The organism is Peribacillus sp. NPDC097295 (assembly GCF_044761665.1).
In the GTDB taxonomy this organism is placed as follows: Bacteria; Bacillota; Bacilli; order Bacillales; family DSM-1321; genus Peribacillus.
Map to the genome: position 1 here is coordinate 125,713 of NZ_JBIWCW010000002.1, position 18,786 is coordinate 144,498.

Annotated in this window: 19 protein-coding genes, 1 tRNA gene and 1 riboswitch; of the genes, 19 read left to right on the plus strand and 1 reads right to left on the minus strand. The window is 43.7% G+C overall.

Annotated elements, in window-relative coordinates; genetic code table 11:
* Positions 1-74 (minus strand) — tRNA-Arg (locus ACIQXN_RS03845).
* A 674-nt stretch (positions 75-748) separates the two neighbouring features.
* Here ACIQXN_RS03845 and ACIQXN_RS03850 point away from each other — a divergent pair.
* The 19 genes from ACIQXN_RS03850 to ACIQXN_RS03940 all read left to right on the plus strand — a co-directional run bounded on the left by ACIQXN_RS03850 (position 749) and on the right by ACIQXN_RS03940 (position 18,758).
* The gene (locus ACIQXN_RS03850) at positions 749-1,366 is read left to right on the plus strand and encodes a hypothetical protein (protein WP_402961986.1); all 618 of its coding nucleotides are present in this window, start codon (positions 749-751) and stop codon (positions 1,364-1,366) included.
* Positions 1,366-1,962 carry a hypothetical protein gene (locus tag ACIQXN_RS03855; RefSeq protein WP_402961988.1) on the plus strand — a complete coding sequence of 199 codons (597 nt, stop codon included), beginning with the start codon at positions 1,366-1,368 and terminating at the stop codon, positions 1,960-1,962. Before ACIQXN_RS03850 ends, ACIQXN_RS03855 begins: the two co-directional genes overlap by 1 nt.
* Before the next feature lie 12 nt (positions 1,963-1,974).
* Positions 1,975-3,105, plus strand: coding sequence for an ABC transporter substrate-binding protein (locus ACIQXN_RS03860; RefSeq protein WP_402961991.1), 1,131 nt, complete (start codon positions 1,975-1,977; stop codon positions 3,103-3,105).
* A 14-nt stretch (positions 3,106-3,119) separates the two neighbouring features.
* The gene (locus tag ACIQXN_RS03865) at positions 3,120-4,118 is read left to right on the plus strand and encodes a FecCD family ABC transporter permease (protein WP_402961993.1); all 999 of its coding nucleotides are present in this window, start codon (positions 3,120-3,122) and stop codon (positions 4,116-4,118) included.
* Positions 4,115-4,960 carry an ABC transporter ATP-binding protein gene (locus tag ACIQXN_RS03870; RefSeq protein WP_402961996.1) on the plus strand — a complete coding sequence of 282 codons (846 nt, stop codon included), beginning with the start codon at positions 4,115-4,117 and terminating at the stop codon, positions 4,958-4,960. The genes ACIQXN_RS03865 and ACIQXN_RS03870 overlap by 4 nt, the downstream gene beginning before the upstream one ends.
* A gap of 145 nt (positions 4,961-5,105) precedes the next feature.
* Positions 5,106-5,286, plus strand: a riboswitch (cobalamin riboswitch).
* A gap of 192 nt (positions 5,287-5,478) precedes the next feature.
* A complete protein-coding gene (locus tag ACIQXN_RS03875; RefSeq protein WP_402961998.1) occupies positions 5,479-6,444 on the plus strand; it encodes an ABC transporter substrate-binding protein in 966 nt (321 codons plus the stop codon).
* A gap of 7 nt (positions 6,445-6,451) precedes the next feature.
* Positions 6,452-7,462 (plus strand): FecCD family ABC transporter permease, encoded by a 1,011-nt coding sequence (locus ACIQXN_RS03880; RefSeq protein WP_402963312.1) that lies wholly within the window; start codon positions 6,452-6,454, stop codon positions 7,460-7,462.
* Positions 7,463-7,467: 5 nt separating this feature from the next.
* A complete protein-coding gene (locus tag ACIQXN_RS03885; RefSeq protein WP_402962000.1) occupies positions 7,468-8,940 on the plus strand; it encodes a heme ABC transporter ATP-binding protein in 1,473 nt (490 codons plus the stop codon).
* Positions 8,937-9,902, plus strand: a complete 966-nt coding sequence (gene cbiB / locus ACIQXN_RS03890) for an adenosylcobinamide-phosphate synthase CbiB (protein WP_402962003.1) — start codon at positions 8,937-8,939, stop codon at positions 9,900-9,902. The genes ACIQXN_RS03885 and cbiB overlap by 4 nt, the downstream gene beginning before the upstream one ends.
* Positions 9,877-10,950 carry a threonine-phosphate decarboxylase CobD gene (gene cobD, locus ACIQXN_RS03895; protein WP_402962005.1) on the plus strand — a complete coding sequence of 358 codons (1,074 nt, stop codon included), beginning with the start codon at positions 9,877-9,879 and terminating at the stop codon, positions 10,948-10,950. Before cbiB ends, cobD begins: the two co-directional genes overlap by 26 nt.
* Entirely contained in the window at positions 10,923-11,498 is a 576-nt protein-coding gene (locus ACIQXN_RS03900) for a bifunctional adenosylcobinamide kinase/adenosylcobinamide-phosphate guanylyltransferase (RefSeq protein WP_402962008.1), read from the plus strand. Before cobD ends, ACIQXN_RS03900 begins: the two co-directional genes overlap by 28 nt.
* Positions 11,495-12,286 (plus strand): adenosylcobinamide-GDP ribazoletransferase, encoded by a 792-nt coding sequence (gene cobS / locus ACIQXN_RS03905; RefSeq protein ID WP_402962010.1) that lies wholly within the window; start codon positions 11,495-11,497, stop codon positions 12,284-12,286. Before ACIQXN_RS03900 ends, cobS begins: the two co-directional genes overlap by 4 nt.
* Positions 12,244-12,882, plus strand: coding sequence for a histidine phosphatase family protein (locus ACIQXN_RS03910; RefSeq protein ID WP_402962013.1), 639 nt, complete (start codon positions 12,244-12,246; stop codon positions 12,880-12,882). The genes cobS and ACIQXN_RS03910 overlap by 43 nt, the downstream gene beginning before the upstream one ends.
* On the plus strand, positions 12,816-13,244 hold the full coding sequence (locus tag ACIQXN_RS03915; protein ID WP_402962015.1) for a bifunctional adenosylcobinamide kinase/adenosylcobinamide-phosphate guanylyltransferase: 429 nt from the start codon (positions 12,816-12,818) through the stop codon (positions 13,242-13,244). Before ACIQXN_RS03910 ends, ACIQXN_RS03915 begins: the two co-directional genes overlap by 67 nt.
* Before the next feature lie 13 nt (positions 13,245-13,257).
* The gene (locus ACIQXN_RS03920; protein WP_402962018.1) at positions 13,258-13,842 is read left to right on the plus strand and encodes a cob(I)yrinic acid a,c-diamide adenosyltransferase; all 585 of its coding nucleotides are present in this window, start codon (positions 13,258-13,260) and stop codon (positions 13,840-13,842) included.
* Positions 13,843-14,406: 564 nt separating this feature from the next.
* Entirely contained in the window at positions 14,407-15,951 is a 1,545-nt protein-coding gene (gene gntK, locus ACIQXN_RS03925) for a gluconokinase (RefSeq protein WP_402962020.1), read from the plus strand.
* Between the two features lie 89 nt (positions 15,952-16,040).
* On the plus strand, positions 16,041-16,517 hold the full coding sequence (gene ybaK / locus ACIQXN_RS03930) for a Cys-tRNA(Pro) deacylase (protein WP_402962023.1): 477 nt from the start codon (positions 16,041-16,043) through the stop codon (positions 16,515-16,517).
* Positions 16,518-16,618: 101 nt separating this feature from the next.
* On the plus strand, positions 16,619-17,737 hold the full coding sequence (locus ACIQXN_RS03935; RefSeq protein ID WP_402962025.1) for a PRK06851 family protein: 1,119 nt from the start codon (positions 16,619-16,621) through the stop codon (positions 17,735-17,737).
* A gap of 151 nt (positions 17,738-17,888) precedes the next feature.
* Positions 17,889-18,758 (plus strand): Cof-type HAD-IIB family hydrolase, encoded by an 870-nt coding sequence (locus tag ACIQXN_RS03940; protein WP_402962028.1) that lies wholly within the window; start codon positions 17,889-17,891, stop codon positions 18,756-18,758.
* Positions 18,759-18,786: the final 28 nt, after the last annotated feature.

Here is an 18,786-nt window from a genome sequence, read left to right on the forward strand (position 1 = left end):
CGTCCCAGATAGGAATCGAACCTACGACCTACAGCTTAGGAGGCTGTCGCTCTATCCTGCTGAGCTACTGGGACATGTAAAGTTAACGACGACTTTCTTATTATATTTGTTATATGGAAACTTTTCAAGGTAATAGCCTCTTGTTATGAAAATATTAATGGACACCGCTCAGTTGATGTTATAATTTGGTAATATTGTGGGCACCAAAAGAGTGCAGGTGATGCGGATGTCCAATTTACGAAAAAGAAGGAAAGAGCATAAAAATAAGAGTGCTAAAAGAGAATCAACTGTATTAGAGTTTCTCGGCGATCTTCTCTTTTATATTCCTGAATTGCTCTTTATGCCATTTCGTTTAGTCTTTTGGCTGATAAGAAAGGGAATCAAAATATTGGACTTCACGAGTTGGTAAATACCTTTCCAATTATAGGACCTTGGGATGAAATGAAAGGTAGGTAGCTTTCTTAAAGCATGATGGAAACGGTTAATGGCCGTTAACTATCATGCTTTTTTATTTGGAAAATGAATGCTATTTATGATAGATACTATACGGAATCAGCATGTATGACCCATTGCAACATATTGGATAAAAGTTTATATTGACGATGATAATCATTATCACCTATACTGATAAACATAAATAGATTCTATTTCAAAGTAATAAAAAATGGATTTTTATTCCGTTTAATCAACTTTTGACAATATTTACAATCGAAATAATATTATATTAATATAAGAAAGATGGTTGATTATGAAACCTATTGCCTATATAAGTACGGATATACAATTTACAAGACTGAAAGACATCGATCGTGAAAATGGTTTGGTTTTCTTGCAACTGTATGATATTCCATTTGCTGATTTATCTGCATATGCCGGGGTCATCGTCACGAATTTTGTGGAAGAGGCCTTTTTGCTTGAACATAAAGAAATTATTGAAAATTACTTGAATGATGGCGGCGTCATTCTTTCGCAAACTGAAAATTTCCTCCCTTGGTTACCTGGTTGCGGGAATTGGATGCGTTCACCGATTTCCTTGAAAGACCGTGAAATCCTCTTGACTGAGCCCGTACATCCTATGTTCTCAGGAATCGATCCTTACGATTTGAATTATAAAAAAGGAGTCCGTGGCTTCTTCTCAAGAGGGTATCTCGAGGCACCGGAACATTCCGAAGTGATCGTCGAAGATCAAGAAGGCAAAGCAATCATTTACATCGACCGAAAAACGACAGGCGGAACAATTGTAGCAGGTGCGGGAACTGATTTGTACCGCTTTGGAATCAGGGAAAATAGTTCGCGCGTTCTACCTAAACAAATTTTGAACTGGATGCGCCAAGAGTATGAAGCAAACAAGGGGGAAACAAAGTAATGAAAGTTGCAATTTTAGATAACGGTTATAGTTTTCACCATCGTTTCTTTCAAATGGACGAGTTTGCCTATATGTATGATGATATTCTTCAAATTCGTCAGCTCCATACATATGATTTAAGTCAATATGACACGCTAATTGTTAACGATCGGATGTCCCTTATGCTCTTAAAGCGTTACCAACCCTATTTCGTTAAATTCCTTCAGGAGGGAAAACGTCTTGTCGTATTCGGTGAAGTGCTTGATAATTGGCTTCCAGGAATAGATTGGGAGGAATCCGAAGTGAATTTCAGTTGGTGGGTAAAGGAGCATGGAGATTTGCCTTTAATAGCTGATAACACAGATCACCCTCTATACCAGCATGTATCTTTATCAGATATGAAATGGCACTATCACGGTACGTTCAAAGTTCCTGAAGGGGCAAAATCACTTGTGAATACTCCTGACGGTCGCTCGATCATTTATACGGATGATGTTTCTTATAAAGGGGAATTGATCATTACTACCCTTGATCCAATATTCCATATTGGGCTTGGATTCATTGACCAATCCAAACCATTTTTACATGGCATGGCTAAGTGGCTTAGAGAAGAATAAGGAGGAAGTATCATGAAGAACAAATGGGCAATGTTAGCGGCAACCACTGCGATGGCCGCTTTGATTACAGGATGTGGGAACTCTGAGGATGATACAAAAGGCGATACTTCGGAAAAACAGACGACAGCAGAGGAAAAAGTCATTCAAGATCAGCTCGGCCGTGATGTAACGGTTCCAGCTGATGTGGAACGCATCGTGGTCGGTGGCATCCTCCCGTATTTCTCTACTTGGTATGTAGCGACGAACTCGACTAAGGAAGTAGTCGGATTACATCCTAATGCGTATAATGCTGCAGAAAATTCCATTCTTGCTGAGATGTCACCCGACATTTTAAAAGCGGATACATCCTTCATTCAAAATGGTGAAGTGAATGTGGAAGAGTTGATGAAAGTAAATCCACAGCTTTACTTTGAAAAAGCACAGGACCAAAAAACCATCGATAAATTAGAGGATGCGGGCGTTTCCGTTGTAGCACTCAACCCAATCGATGCAGCAGCGGCCGAACCATTAGCCACCTTTAATAGTTGGTTGAAATTGACCGGAGAAATCACGGGCACGACCGAAAGAGCGGACAAGTTCATGGAAAATGGAAAAGCTGTACAAGCTGAACTAAATAAGAAATTGGATGGCATAAAAGAAAAAGACAAGCCAAGAGCCTTGATCCTGCATCAGCACAGCGATAAGAATATCATCGTCGGCGGCAATAATTTCTTCAGTAGCCAATGGCTTAAAGCTACTGGGGCTTACGATATTGCCGCGAAAGAAGTTACAGGAATGAAAGAAGTGAACATGGAACAAATCTACAAATGGAACCCGGACATCATCTATATTACGAACTTCACGACAACACAGCCTGAAGATCTACTCGACAATAAGGTGAACGGGCAAGACTGGAGTCAGGTGAGTGCAGTCCAAAAAGGGAAGGTATATAAGATTCCGCTTGGTATTTATAGATGGTTCCCACCAAATGGTGATGCGCCCCTCATGTTAAAATGGATGGCACAGAAAAATTACCCAGAGCTATTTGATTATGATATTAAAGAAGAAATCACGGAGTATTATGCGGATTTCTACAATTATGATGTAACAAAAGAGCAAGTTGAGAAGATTCTTCACCCATCTTCAAATGCCGCTAAACAGTAAAGTAGGGATAGTACATGAAAAAATGGAAAATGATTTTCTTCTGGCTCTTGCCCATAGGGATGGTTCTTCTGTCTTTAAGCATAGGGCGCTACGGGATGGATGTCGGGACTCAAATTAAAATATTGCTTTCAACCGTGTTTCCAATTGAACCAACATGGACACAGATGGAAGAAACAGTGGTCCTTCAAATTCGCCTGCCGCGTATTTTATTGGCCCTGTTAATCGGTGCCGGCCTATCCATTGCAGGGGCCTCTTTCCAAGGGATGTTCGGTAATCCCTTGGTCAGTCCTGATATCCTAGGAGTGTCTGCAGGTGCTGGATTCGGTGCTTCTCTTGGGATCTTATTGATGGGACATGGCTTCGCATCACAAGTCTTGGCACTTGGCTGTGGTTTAGCTGCCATCGTTTTCACGTTCATAATCAGCGGCAAAAAAGATTCACCGGTCTTCATGCTTGTTTTGGCTGGGGTTGTCACCTCCGCCCTTTTCCAAGCGTTGATATCGTTAATTAAGTTTGTCGCCGACCCTGAGGAAAAACTTCCAGCAATCACCTATTGGTTAATGGGGAGCCTTGGTACTGCGACATACAAGGATTTATATGTCGGTGGCCCGATCATCCTTGTCGGCATCTTGATTTTGTATTCACTACGCTGGAGAATCAATTTACTGACCTTACCTGAGGATGAAGCAAAATCGCTAGGTATCCCGGTTACTAGATTGAAGTGGACGGTCATTCTTGGTGCGACGTTAATTACCGCTTCATCTGTAGCGATAGCCGGTATCATCGGCTGGGTAGGATTGATTATCCCTCATGTGGCAAGAATGCTCGTCGGGAACAACAATCAACTTGTATTACCGGTATCCCTATCGATTGGTGGCGCCTATTTACTCCTGATCGATAATCTGGCTCGTTCTGTAACCGCTACGGAAATTCCGCTATCGATATTGACAGCCATTATCGGCGCACCATTCTTTGCGATTCTACTTAGAAAGACAGGAGGTGGGTGGTCATGAAAATCGAGGTGCAGGGAGGGAATTTTTTCTATGCTAAAAAAAGAGAGAAAGCTCCTTTCCTTTACCAGACCGACATTGACTTTTCGTTGAATGACGGAGAGATCATGGCGATTCTTGGTCCGAACGGTGCGGGTAAAACCACGATGCTGAAGTGCATCACCGGCCTTCTGGATTGGAAAAAAGGTCAAACGCTCATCGACGGAAAACCGCTTACTGCGTTATCACGCAAAACGATCTGGAAACGAATCGGTTATGTTCCTCAGGCACATAAAATGGTTTTCGGGTTTACTTTGGAAGAGCTTGTCATTATGGGAAGGGCGCCTTATATCAGTACGCTATCCCAGCCTTCTGCAAAGGATCGGGAGGCTGCCATCGCTGCTCTTGAAATGGTTGGCATTGCTCACCTTGCCAAAAAGTCCTGTAATTCCGTCAGTGGTGGGGAACTGCAACTGGCCTTGATTGCTCGGACGCTTGTGTCGGAGCCGGATGTATTGATTCTTGATGAACCGGAGTCGCATCTTGATATTCAAAAACAAATCGTGATTTTACAGACACTAAAGCGGTTATCGAAAGAGAAGAACATTTCTTGTATCATCAACACGCATTATCCGAACCACGCATTCTACTTGGCTGACCATGTTTTAATGACTGCAAAGGAAAAGCGTGTGGTGTATGGCGAAGTCCGCGAAGTGATGACGGAAGCCCGGATGAAGGAGTATTTCGGAATCGAAATGAAGAAAATCATTTACGAGGAAGAAGATGACTTTTTGATCGAAACGATGGTGCCGAAAGATCTAGGTCTTTTACGTGATCAAAGTACTTGTCGTTTTAATAACTTTTAATCGCAAAAGAAGGCAGCCAAACTGATTGGTTGCCTTCTTTTGCGTTCGAGAGTTACAGAATGTTAATGAATGCGATTTGAAAGTAATCTGAAATATCATATAATACGGTTTCAGAAATAGTGTATAATGAGAGGCAGTGAAATGATATACCTATGAACGATTTGGTGTCTGAAAAGACTTGAAAGGGAAGTTGGTGAAATACCAACGCGGTCGCGCCACTGTAAATGGGAGTAAACGGACGAATGCCACTGTATGAACGAACGTATGGGAAGGCGCCGTTAACAATGACCATGAGCCAGGAGACCTGCCAAAATTCGTACACCAGTTACCTACGCGGATAGGGAGGTGTGTGGCAGAGCTATGCGTCCGTATGTTTAATGCCATACAAGCATCTTCCGTTTTGATGGGGGATGCTTTTTTGTATGCCTTGGAAAATTACAAACCATATGTAGAGAGTTAATTGATTGACCTTTGCTTTTAAAACGATAAAGAAACGCAATTATGATGGGGGTTTTAAAATGAGGAAGATATATAGTTTCATCCTTGTGGTTGGATTGACGATCAGTATGCTGATTGGCTGCAACGATACATCTAAGGAAGGAACAAAAGAGAAGCAGTCGACAAATCAAGCTGAAAATCAAAGCTTCCCACTTACTTTACAAGATGCAGTTGGTGAAAAGGTCGCCATCGAGCAGAAGCCGGAAAAAATCATTTCATTAATCCCGAGTAATACCGAAGCGGTCTTCGCCCTTGGGTTAGGGGAGAAACTTATTGGAGTTTCCGAGAATGATAATTACCCGGAAGAAACGAAAGACATCCAAAAAGTTGGCGGAATGGAAATAGACACCGAGATGATTGTATCCTTACAGCCGGATATCGTTCTTGCTCACGAGAGTGCTCATAATTCCAAAGAAGGTATCCAGCAGCTTAAGGATGCTGGAATTCCGGTACTTACCGTAAACGATGCTCAAAGTTTTAAAGATGTATATACGTCTTTGGAGATGATTGGGAAGGCAACGGGGGAACTTGATAAAGCAAAGGAAATCGTTGCGACGATGCAGAACAAGCTAGAAAAGATCAAAGTAAAAGCCAAGGCCATAAAGGATGAGGAAAGAAAAAGCGTGTTAGTGGAAGTTTCACCGTCACCAGAAATTTATACGACGGGGAAAAACACTTTCATGGACGAAATGCTGGGCATCATCTCAGCGGATAATGTATCGGGAGAATTGGATGGATGGGTAAAACTTGATGAAGAGTCATTGATTGCGGCCAATCCGGATGTCATCATTACAACCTATGGGTATTACACAGGAAACCCAGTCAAAGAAGTCACGGGACGAAGTGGATGGGAAGACATCAAGGCAGTTAAGAATGGAGAGGTCTTCGATGTTCATTCGGATCTTGTCACTCGATCCGGTCCAAGGCTTATAGAGGGAGTAGAGGAACTTGCCAAATCAGTCTATCCGAACGTATTTGACAACTAAACGGGCAATGGCCTATATATTTGCTCTATCGTTTTTGATTATCTCGATGGTAATTGGGATCTCGATAGGCTCGGTATCAGTACCGGTACCGATGCTCTTACAAATCATCGGCACAGAAGTTCTTCATTTGCCCATTGCCGTAGAACCAGATGAGACCTTGACGAATATCGTGATGAACATACGCCTGCCGAGGGTGTTGCTTGCAGGTTTGGTTGGAGCATCGCTTGCAATTGCAGGGGCAGCGTTTCAAGGGTTGCTCCGGAATCCACTGGCTGATCCCTACACATTGGGAATCTCCTCAGGCGCTTCTCTTGGTGCCGTGTTAACGTTGTTCTTAAATATTTCATTGCCGTTTTTTGGCCTCTATACATTGCCTACATTAAGCGTTCTATTTTCATTGATTACGATTTTTTGCGTACTGACCTTCGCCAGAAAAATGGATCGATCGATGAAGGTGGAAACGATTATTTTAACCGGTATCATTTTCAGCTCGTTTCTAAGTGCCTTCATCTCGTTGATGATTGCATTGACGGGTGAGGAATTAAGGCAAATCATCAGCTGGCTGATGGGAAGCGTCTCTATGCGCGGTTGGAATTATATTGCGATTATATTGCCATTTTTCATCGTCGGTTCGCTGATTTTGATGATGAACACCCACGAACTGAATGCGATGACATTTGGGGAAGAGCGTGCGAGGCACTTAGGCGTGAATGTCCAACGGAGAAAAATGCTGATCCTGGTAGCCGGTTCGATACTGACTGGGGCGGCCGTTGCCGTTTCAGGGACGATTGGCTTTGTAGGGTTGGTCATCCCTCATTTGGTCCGCCGGATTTGGGGTCCTGACCATAAGCACCTTCTGCCGTTATCAATGATTGTGGGAAGCGGCTTTTTAATATTGGCTGACCTGGTGGCTCGAACGATCATTGCACCATCAGAGTTGCCGATAGGTGTAATCACCTCACTGATTGGTGCACCGGCGTTCGCATTTATTTTATTAAAGAGACGGAGAGAAGGGTAAATAGCATGCTTGAAGTGAAAGGGTTAACAGGAGGATATGACAATAAAGCTGTTTTGGACTCTGTCTCGTTTGATGTAAACAAGGGGGAGCTATTCGGTATTTTGGGACCAAATGGAAGTGGGAAAACGACGTTATTGGGCATGCTTAGCGGTATCCTTGAATATAAGGCGGGAACGATCGGAATTAAGGGGAAAGACATACAGGAATATTCGGCCAAACAATTGGCGCAGGTCATCGCTGTCCTGCCGCAACATTCCTCGTTAGCTTTTTCCTATACAGTAAAAGAGACCGTTTCCCTTGGGCGATATGCCCATCAAAGAGGTTGGTTTCATAGTTGGACGGCAGAAGACGAAGAGATTGTCCAACGCGTGATGAAGCAAACGGGAGTGATGGAATTTCAGGAAATGCAATTTGAACGGCTTTCAGGCGGAGAAAGGCAGCGTGTTTTATTGGCGCAGGCCCTTGCTCAGGAACCGGAAATCCTTTTTCTGGATGAACCGACGAATCATCTGGATCTTTCCTATCAAAAAGAGCTTCTCGATTTAATGAAGAAAATGGCTAAAGAGCAACAGTTAACCGTCATTTCGATTTTTCACGATTTAAACTTGGCAGGCCTATATTGCGATCGGCTCATGCTGCTTGAAAAAGGGCGCGTCCAGGTGATTGATGTTCCGAATGAGGTACTTCAACAGGAAAGGATTCAGGAGGTGTACCGGACGAGAATTGAAAAACATCCGCACCCAGCCTTGCCCAAGCCGCAAATGTTCATTGTACCCGAGAAGCATGCTGGTGAGTTCGCTCCCTTGGAAATCAATGAAAGTCACCTGAAGCAGAATTCAGAATTTATTCATTTGAGTTCACCCATCCCACTTAGAACAATGTCATCGGGTGTGACTGGTTCGGGGACGGGATGGCATCAGCATTTCGTGAATCGTCATGTCCATTACGATTATAATTGCGAAGACCATATTGCTGAAATGGCTGATTATTTAAAGACATACGGCTTTGAACCACAGGAAACCGTCGGAATGATGACAGCTGTTTTTCTTGATACAGTGGCATACCGACTTTTAAGAGTTGAGGATTTTTCAATATTCGTCATGGTGACGGCGGGGGTTGGGAATGCCATCGATGCTTCTTTAGCAGATAAGCATTTATGGACTTCGTCTCCGGGTACAATCAATACCTGGATCTTTGTGAATGGCCACCTAGCGGAAGAAGCGTTCATTCACAGTATTGTGACGGCGACCGAAGCGAAAGTAAAAGCACTTCACGATTTATACGTGCTCGACCAGGTGACAAACACATGGGCGACAGGAACTTCGACGGACAGTATCTTGATTGCGGCTACACAAAGAGGAACAGCCCTTCAATATGCGGGGACCATCACACCGCTTGGGAAGTTGATTAGCCGTGGTGTGTATGAATGTACGGTAGAGGCAATTGAGAATAGTAGGAAACGGATTGAGAACCTATGATTTATTACCATCTCTATGCGATTACATTGGCATTTATCCTTGATTTATTAATTGGAGATCCTCCTGATTGGCCGCATCCGGTCAAATGGATAGGATCGCTGATTAATAAGCTTGATAGAGCTCTCAATAACGGAAGAAGAAAAAAGGGAAAAGGCCTGTTCATGCTTCTGATCATCTTACTGATCGTATTGACAGTCACATCCATGACAGTCTATTTAGCTTATAGAGTTCATCCTTTTGCCGGGATCGTTTGGGAAGCGCTCGTGATTTCTACGACGATTGCCCAAAAGAGTTTAAAACAGGCCGGAATGGATGTTTATGACCCACTACATACGCAAGACATGGCCAAAGCAAGGTTGAAGCTTTCTTATATTGTCGGTCGCGATACAGCTGATCTAGATGAGTCGGAAATCGTTCGGGGTACCGTTGAAACGGTTGCTGAAAACACGAGTGACGGTATCACAGCTCCCCTTTTTTGGGCTGCCATTGGTGGGGCACCGTTTGCCATGATGTATAGGGCAATCAATACATGCGATTCCATCGTCGGGTACAAAAATGATAAATACGGTGATTTTGGCTGGGCGTCTGCCAAGCTCGATGATATCGTGAACTGGATCCCAAGCCGATTAACCGGGTTTTTAATGTTGCTTGGATCGAAATCAGGCCATCATGACTGGAGGGGGCGCTGGATTATATTATTCCAGGATGCCAAAAAACATCCTAGTCCGAACAGCGGATGGTGTGAAGCGGGGGTTGCGGCTCTCTTGGGCATCGAGTTGGGGGGAAGGAATGTATACAAAGGTGTGGTGTCCAACCGGGCCAGGATGGGCATTCCGATTGTTCCGTTAGAAGCGATTCATATACAAAAAACGATTACCATCATGCATCGGGCTTCTTTTTTATTCTTGCTGATGCTTTGGTTAGGAGGACTTATGTATGCAATTACCAACTCATGGCTCTAATCCACACTATCTTTACGAAGCATTGGGTATCGAGATGCCACAATCGTTTCTCGACTTCAGCGCCAATATCAACCCATTGGGTCCGCCCTCTAGTATAAAAGAGAGATGGTCAGAATTTTTTGAAGGAATCTTGGATTACCCCGATCCACATGCTTTTGAGCTGACGCATTTGATTGCCAAACAGGAAAAACTTCCTGAAGCGTCCGTGCTAGTCGGGAATGGAGGAGCGGAAATCATAACGCTTGTGGCGAATGAGCTGAAGAACGAACGGGTTTTAATCATACAACCAGCTTTTGCCGAATATGCAGAGTCCTGTTTGGCCGCGGGCTGCGAGGTAGACTTTTATCAACTTGAAGCACCTGAATGGGATCTTGATTTAGAGCGATTAGTCCCTCTTTTGCCTGATTATGCTGCGGTCTTTTTGTGTACGCCCAATAATCCGACGGGGATTTCTTATAAAGAGGAGGCAGTGCTGGCCTTGATTAAAGCGTGTCAAAAAGCTGAATGCTTGGTTGTGTTGGATGAGGCCTTTTATGATTATACGGATACAGCCTTTTCCTATGCCCCTCTTATTCCGAATTTCCCCCATTTGCTGATTTTACGATCGATGACGAAGATCTTTGCCATACCCGGATTGAGGCTGGGTTTCCTGCTGGCTGACCCGGTCATCATTAAACGGACCAAGGCCTTAAAGCCACATTGGAGCGTCAATCATATCGCCATGGAGGTCGGAAAACTCTGTCTGGCTGAAGAGGAATATGTGAATAGAACGAGAATGTACATTCAGGGGCAAAAAAGGAGTCTATTCCGCTTTTATAAAGAAATGGATATGGTGGTGTCCGATAGCACGGTGAATTTTTATTTAGTCAAAGATGAATCCATGTCCCTTTTCCCTTTTTTATTAAAAAAGGGAATCGTACCGAGACACACCGTTAACTTTCCAGGACTGGATGGTAGGTGGCTCCGTTTTGCCGTGAAGAGCCAACAGGATAATGAGGCACTGATGGAGGGGGTAAAACAGTGGAGAAATCGAGGCTCTATTTTATAACGGGAGGCGTACGCAGCGGCAAAAGCAGCTTTGCGGAAAAAAAGGCGGTGGACCTAGCGACTCGATCGGGTGGAAACCTTCATTATCTTGCTTGTAGCCGTAGTGCCGATGACGAAATGGAGAAGCGTATTGACCGGCACCGAAAGGATAGGGAGAGCAGTCCACTTGCTTGGAGGACAGCTGAATATCCGACGGATATAACACGGATCGGGCAGGATCTGAATTCAAAATCAATCGTGCTGCTCGATTGCCTCACAACGCTGTTGGATAATGAATTATTCCTTCCAGGCGTGCCCTTTGAAGAGGAATTTTTACATCATACATTCACGAAAATAATCGAGGGTATCGATGAAATCAGGAATGAAGCTCAATGCTTGATCATTGTAAGCAATGAAGTGGTACAGGAGACTATTTTTCAAGATGAATTCCTACATATATACGGAAAAATGCTCGGGCTGCTTCATCAAGCGATCGTCGGTAAGGCCGACGAGGCTTATCTTGTGGAATCAGGCATTCCCATAAGGAAGAAAGAGGGTATCCCTGAATGAATACCTGGATTGGTTTCTTAATTAACCTACAATTTTTTACGGTGTTTCCCATAAAAAAACAGCTTCCGATGGATAAGAAATTTATTCACCGGGCAGTTCAAACGTTTCCTTTAGTCGGGGTTTTTTTAGGTTTGATTTTAGCGGGAGTGTTATATGGACTTGGGGAATGGACGCCATTTTCCTCCCTTGCCATTGCTTTCGTGTTATGGGTATTAACGATAGCCTTAACTGGAGGCCTGCACCTGGATGGCTGGATTGACGCTAGTGACGCCTTCTTTTCATACCAGGATAAAGAGCGGCGCCTGGAGATCATGAAGGATTCCAGGACAGGAGCATTCGGTGTCATTTCTGTCATCGTCCTGTTGGCTGCCCGGTTTATATGGATCTATGAAATCGTTGAACGGACCAATGAATGGACTTATTTTTTAATCATCATGATTCCCTTTTTTAGTAAATGCGTGATGGGTTATTTACTTAGCCGGATGCATCTGGCAAAAAAAGAGGGGCTGGGTGCCTTTTTCCAAAGCGCAGTAAGGAAAAATAGCCTGCATATTTACTGGATTTACCTGATTTTAAGCTTTGTAGTCGCTTATTTCATCGATATCAAGCTCGTCATTTTATTCGCGATCATGGGGTTCGCCGCATTACTCTTTCTCTTTTATGTAAGGCGTAAAATCCTCCGTTGGTTCGGTGGAATAACGGGTGATGTGCTGGGTGCATCGGTTGAAGGAGTGGAGGTCTGGTTATGGCTGATTCTGTGGCTATTACATTACTTCGCCATGGGCTGACGGAAGCCAATGAGCGAAAGGCCTATTTAGGATGGACGGATTCTCCCTTAAGCATGGAAGGGAAAAGGGATATCCAAGAATTGAAGCACCTCTACCCAACGTATGAAAGAATTCATACAAGTGACCTATGTCGGTGCACAGAAACGGTAAGGCAGTTGTTCCCGGATATTATTCCTGTGAAAAACCCTTCGTTCCGTGAAATGAATTTCGGAACCTGGGAAGGTCTCACATATGATGAGTTGAAGACGAATGCCGAGTATCAAAAATGGTTGGAGAATCCCATGGGAGCAGAGGTGCCCAAAGGGGAAAGCTATCCGGAATTTTCGAGGCGGGTGCAAGCTGGCTGGATTCAGTTGACCACCGAGGAGAATGGGCGGAACTATGCGGTGATGACTCACGGGGGAGTGATACGTGAGCTGCTTTCCCGCTATGCGCCGAGGGAAAGACCTTTTTGGGATTGGTCGATAACTCATGCGAGGGGATATGAGCTGACTTGGGATGATCGGGAAAGTTTGAGGAGGGGTGAACGGTGCACTTTATTACAGGAGGTGCCTATAATGGGAAAACTAAATGGGCAAAGCAATTTTACGGGTTGAATAATGAATGTCTTTGGCTATCAGGTTATCAAAACAATCAACCTGATATAGGAAATTTCCAAGGAGATATCGCAGTGGTACAAGGGTTGGACGCGTGGATTGGACAGGACGCGCGTACAATGGACGCAGGGTCAATCCGAAAGAAATGGAAGGGAATCATGGAGGATTGGCGAATATGGGAGAAAGAAGAAGATGGTCGCACGTGCATCGTCATCGGTTCGGATATAACTAAGGGAATCGTTCCGATGGAAGCACAGAACCGCAAGTGGCGTGATGCATGCGGATGGGTCTTTCAGGACATGGTCTCCATTTCTACTCGCGTGGATATCATTTGGTACGGAATCAACCAACAAATCAAATAGAGGAGGAATAAAGATGAAAATATATACACGTACAGGAGATAAGGGGCAAACAAGCGTAATCGGGGGGCGATTGGATAAGGATGATATCCGCGTCGAATCATACGGTACCGTGGATGAAGTGAATAGTTATATCGGGCTTGCTGTATCTGAATTGAATCCGACGATATTTGCTGATGTTTTAGCTGATTTGGAAAAAATCCAGCACGAGCTCTTTGACTGTGGAGGTGATTTGGCGACAGTTTCTGATAAGGCCCCTCAAAAGCTGACGGATGAGGCGATCACTTATTTAGAAGAACGAATCGATGCTTTCATCACAGAGGCCCCTGAATTGGAAAAATTCATATTGCCAGGGGGTTCGAAAGCGGCGGCAACGATTCATATTGCCCGTACGGTGACACGAAGGGCGGAGAGATTGGTGGTTTCTTTAATCAAGTCGGGTGCAGCCGTCTCTCCGTTATCCCTGCAATATATAAACCGTTTATCGGATTATTTCTTCGCGGTAGCACGCGTGATCAACTTCCGTCTTGGTGTGAAGGATGTTGAATACATCCGCAGTGCCAACGTATTCCGCGGAGGCAAAAGAAAGGACAAAGAATAAACATGGATGCATGAGAAATCAGCATGACTTCCACCTTCGACCCTGTTCGGTCCAAAAGACGCGGAAAGTCTATAGGGAGATACCTGCTCAATGAGTCGGGTTTCTCCCTTTTTTGTTTACGGCAGCCATGTGAACTTTTCGAGTCGTTCATAGAAGGATATTTATAGAAGAGGGTATAGTAAGAAAGGACAATATTCAGCCGTATTTTAAAGATACGTTTATTTGGCTAAGCTACAGAAATAGTTTTTGATTCATGACTTAGTACATTCGACTGGCTTAATGTATTCTAAAAATGATGTAGATTCTCCTTGCCTCGCTAGTATACAAGGTTGCCGGGGCATTCAGAGATTTAACCGATGTAGCCTTGTTTCTTTCTTTACATGGGTCTATGCCAAGAGGTTTAATAAAGAAGAACGTAGCAAACTGGATTCACCTTTCCAGACTGTATCTATCTATGTACTGATAAATGTATGATCAAAAATGGAGAGACATTTTAGTCGTTTGCCTTATCCTAATCTTACTATTGAATACAATTGTTTAAGAGAAAGGAGCAGATGTTATAGCATGGAACATTCTAGTTATATGATGGGAATCGATATTGGGACGACAAGTACGAAGGTTGTTCTTTTTACGAAAAGCGGTAAGGTAGTTCAATCATGTTCTAAAGGCTATCCTTTGTATAGCCCCACCCCTTCCGTTGCAGAACAAGATCCTGAAGAAATCTATAAGGCGGTACTGCTTGCAGTCGGAGAGGTCATGATTGCGAGTGGGATAGAAAAAGAAGAATTGGGCTTTATTTCGTTTAGCTCGGCCATGCACAGCCTAATTGCCATGGATAAAGAGGGCAACCCGCTAACCAACAGCATTACTTGGGCAGATAATCGAAGTGCGGCCTATGCCGAGAAACTCAAGGTGACGGAAAAAGGCGAGAGATTATACCATAGGACAGGAACACCGATTCATCCGATGTCACCCATCTCGAAAATCATTTGGCTTAGAAATGAACATCCTGGACTATTTAACAAAGCGGAAAAGTTTTTAGGGATTAAAGAATATATCCTCTATAAATTTTTCAATGAGTATGTGATGGATTATTCGATTGCATCGGCAACGGGCCTGTTTAACATCTTCAACATGACGTGGGATGAAGAGGCAATGGAGATTGCCGGAATTGGCCCGGATAAACTGCCAAGACTGGTGCCGACAACTCATGTCCTTTCGAACCTGGATGAAGGGTTGGCTGCCAACATGAATATTTCAGCCAATACGCCAATGATCATTGGTGCCAGTGATGGGGTGCTTGCTAATTTAGGGCAAAATGCGATTAGGCCAGGCGTTTTTGCGGTAACAATCGGCACAAGTGGGGCAGTCCGTACTGTCAGTGACCGACCGCTTACTGATCCGAAAGGCAGAACATTTTGTTATGCCCTTACTGATAAGCATTGGGTGATTGGTGGGCCGGTCAATAATGGTGGAATTACCTTCCGTTGGGCTCGGGATCAATTTGGACGGGAAGAAATTGCGAGAGCGAAAGAATTAGGTCAGGACCCTTATGAAATCTTGACTGAAATGGCCACGAATATCGCACCAGGTTCAGATGGGCTGATTTTTCATCCCTATATGGCTGGAGAAAGGGCACCGTTATGGAGTGCTGATGCAAGAGGATCCTTTTTCGGACTGGCTCTGCACCACACCCGCGATCATATGGTCCGGTCTGTGCTTGAAGGCGTGATGTATAATCTGTACAGTGTACTTCTTGCTGTAGGAGAGCTGACTGGAGTCCCGGAAAAAATCCATGCGAGCGGAGGGTTTGTCCGTTCCAAGCTTTGGCGTCAAATCATGGCTGATATATTTAATCAGAAAGTCACGATTCCTGAAAGCTTTGAAAGCTCGAGTCTAGGTGCGGCTATTCTAGGGCTCTATGCGTTAGGTGAAATCGAAAGTTTGGATGCGGTCGAGGATATGATTGGAAACACGAATGAACTCCTGCCGATAAAGGAGAATGTGAAGGTATATCAAGAGTTGATGCCGATTTACCTTTCCGTCAGCCAACTATTAGAAGGCGATTATAAGCGAATTGCCGATTTTCAACGTCGTCATTTAGAATAAGTAGAAAAAGCACAGCTTATAAGCTGTGCTTTCTTTTGGCTTATATCCAAAAATGGTAAGATAGTAGAAAAAGTAAGGAGACTTGTAAGATGGGTACCAGTAAAACAAATGCCATGCGTCTACTAGACAAAAAGCAAATAAAGTATGAGATGATGAGCTATGATGTGAAAGATGGCAATATTGACGGAATCTCGGTCGCTAATAAGGTTGGAAAAGCACCGGAAATGGTTTTTAAAACGCTTGTTACTCATAATGGACCTCAACAGCTTTATGTGTTTGTCATCCCTGTCGATGCTGAGTTGGATTTGAAAAAAGCAGCCAAAGCAGCTGCTGTGAAAAAAATCGAAATGCTTGCCGTCAAAGATTTGCAAAAATACACCGGATATATCCGTGGGGGCTGCTCACCGATAGGTATGAAAAAGCAGTACCCGACCTTTATCGATAAAAGCGCATTAAATCTACCCGAAATCATCGTGAGCGGAGGGAAGATTGGAACACAAATCGTCCTGAAGCCAACCGATTTCTTACTGGGGGCAGAGGCGGAATCCATAGACCTCATAAAGTAAAAGATATGAGAAACGTTCAAAATCCTTAGGCATTCACCTACCTGAGCTTAACGGCATACGCTGTCATGAAGGTACATCTGTATGTAAAGGAGAGTGTGGAAGTGGTAGGGAAAGTGTTGCATTATTTTGCTGGAGGCAATACGGCCAAAGGTTTTTATAACTTATATGATTCAAACCTAACAGGTTTGGAGAAACTATTTATTTTAAAAGGTGGACCTGGATCAGGCAAATCGACGATTATGAAAAAAATTGGCCAGGAATGGCTGGATAAAGACTATGACATTGAATTTTTACATTGTTCCTCCGATAAAAATTCCATTGATGGGGTTATCATACCCGCTTTAAAAGTGGGTGTTGTCGATGGTACGGCACCACATGTAATTGAACCAAAAGCGCCAGGAGCAGTGGAGGAATACGTTAACCTGGGGGCTGCTTGGTATTCCCAGCAGCTGGTGGCTGAAAGGACGAACATCATCAAATTGACCAATGCCCGAAGCAAGAGCTTTGAGACGGCTTATGCTCATTTCGCTAAAGCGTTGGAGATACATGATGAATGGGAAGAAATTTATAAGGCAAATATTGACTTTGTTAAATTAAATGGATTGACCAATAAGTTGATTCAGGGGTTTTATCGAGATATTTACTTGAATAAAAAAGCCGATGTACGGCATAGGTTTTTAGGTGCAGCCACACCAGAGGGTGCTGTCGATTATATTCCGAATATTACAAAAGATGTGCAGAAGCGTTACTTTCTAAAAGGGCGACCCGGATCGGGTAAATCGACGATGCTAAAGAAAATTGCCAAGTCTGCTGAGCAACGGGGCTTTGATGTGGAAATGTATCACTGCGGTTTCGATCCGGACAGTTTGGATATGGTCATTGTACGTGAAGTGGGGATTGCCATTTTTGATAGCACGGCTCCCCATGAATACTTTCCAAGCCTTGAAGGTGATGAAATCATCGATATATATAAAACGGCCATCCTTTCGGGAACCGATGAAATTTATGCCGATCAAATTAAGGATGTCTCAACCAGGTATAGGGAGAAAATGGATGAAGCAACAGCTTGTCTGGCGAAAGCGAAAGAGCAGCATGATGAACTGGAAGCAATCTATGTAAAAGCCATGGACTTTTCTGCGGTCGACGACTTGACGAAAGATATTCAGGAACAGATTGTTGAGCGGGCGCAGGAAGTAGATAATCCTACGATTCTACATTAAAAAGATAATCTGCACCTATTTTAAAAAGTGGGTGCAGATTCCTACATAGAAGGTTTGGACAAATATTTGGTATCCCTCAAACGCACAAAGATGTTTATCCATTCTTATTAAGGTAAAATAAGGGTAAATGGAAGAAAAAGGAGCGGTTAGATTGATTAAAACGATTGCTATAGATATGGACGGAACATTACTTAATAAAATGCAAATGGTGAGCGAAGAAAATAAAGAGGCGATCCAGCAGGCTCAAAAAGAAGGGATAGAAGTCATCATCGCGACCGGCCGATCATTTGAGGAAGCAAGATTTGCTTTGGAGAAAGTAGGCATTGAATGCCCGATCATCTGCGTGAATGGGGCTGCCCTTTTCACACAAGAAGGAAAGGTGGCAGCTTCCCATCCGATGCGTCCAGCCTCTGTGCAGAATGCAACTGAATACCTTGAAGAACAGGGGATTTATTTTGAGATTTATACCAGCCAAGGCGTTTATTCTAAAAATTACGAGACAGCGATTGACGCTCTTGTAGATGTGATGGTCACGGCAAATCCAGATATTGACCCATCTCAAATCAGAAAGTATGCAGAGGAACGCTTGCGGTTAGGACATGTGAAATCCATTCCTGATTACACTGAAATACTTGAACAAGCTGATTTGGAACTGTATAAAATCCTTAGCTTCTCCACTGATTTACATAATTTGAAACAAGTTGCTTCCCGGTTAAACAAAGATCAAGGGGCCGCTGTCACCTCTTCAGGTCGTGAAAATGTGGAAGTGACGAGTGACCAGGCCCAAAAGGGAATTGTTCTTGAAAAATATGTGAATGAAAAAGGAGGTTCCATGCAGGAAACGATGGCCATTGGAGATAATTATAATGATGTTTCGATGTTTGAACGGGTGGGCTTATCAGTTGCTATGGGAAATGCACCAGTGGAGATTCAAAAACTCTGTGATGAAGTGACGGGGACAAATGAGGAACATGGCGTCGCCAAGGCCATTTTAAAGGTTCTCAAGCACTCAGTCGACTAATTTCAGAAATCGATCGGAGGAAAGCTCT

Coding starts and splice junctions, on each gene's coding strand:
- ACIQXN_RS03850 (WP_402961986.1), top strand. CDS start 749: ATGAAACCTATTGCCTATATAAGTACGGATATACAATTTACAAGACTG.
- ACIQXN_RS03855 (WP_402961988.1), top strand. CDS start 1,366: ATGAAAGTTGCAATTTTAGATAACGGTTATAGTTTTCACCATCGTTTC.
- ACIQXN_RS03860 (WP_402961991.1), top strand. CDS start 1,975: ATGAAGAACAAATGGGCAATGTTAGCGGCAACCACTGCGATGGCCGCT.
- ACIQXN_RS03865 (WP_402961993.1), top strand. CDS start 3,120: ATGAAAAAATGGAAAATGATTTTCTTCTGGCTCTTGCCCATAGGGATG.
- ACIQXN_RS03870 (WP_402961996.1), top strand. CDS start 4,115: ATGAAAATCGAGGTGCAGGGAGGGAATTTTTTCTATGCTAAAAAAAGA.
- ACIQXN_RS03875 (WP_402961998.1), top strand. CDS start 5,479: ATGAGGAAGATATATAGTTTCATCCTTGTGGTTGGATTGACGATCAGT.
- ACIQXN_RS03880 (WP_402963312.1), top strand. CDS start 6,452: ATGGCCTATATATTTGCTCTATCGTTTTTGATTATCTCGATGGTAATT.
- ACIQXN_RS03885 (WP_402962000.1), top strand. CDS start 7,468: ATGCTTGAAGTGAAAGGGTTAACAGGAGGATATGACAATAAAGCTGTT.
- cbiB (WP_402962003.1), top strand. CDS start 8,937: ATGATTTATTACCATCTCTATGCGATTACATTGGCATTTATCCTTGAT.
- cobD (WP_402962005.1), top strand. CDS start 9,877: ATGCAATTACCAACTCATGGCTCTAATCCACACTATCTTTACGAAGCA.
- cobS (WP_402962010.1), top strand. CDS start 11,495: ATGAATACCTGGATTGGTTTCTTAATTAACCTACAATTTTTTACGGTG.
- ACIQXN_RS03910 (WP_402962013.1), top strand. CDS start 12,244: ATGGCTGATTCTGTGGCTATTACATTACTTCGCCATGGGCTGACGGAA.
- ACIQXN_RS03920 (WP_402962018.1), top strand. CDS start 13,258: ATGAAAATATATACACGTACAGGAGATAAGGGGCAAACAAGCGTAATC.
- gntK (WP_402962020.1), top strand. CDS start 14,407: ATGGAACATTCTAGTTATATGATGGGAATCGATATTGGGACGACAAGT.
- ybaK (WP_402962023.1), top strand. CDS start 16,041: ATGGGTACCAGTAAAACAAATGCCATGCGTCTACTAGACAAAAAGCAA.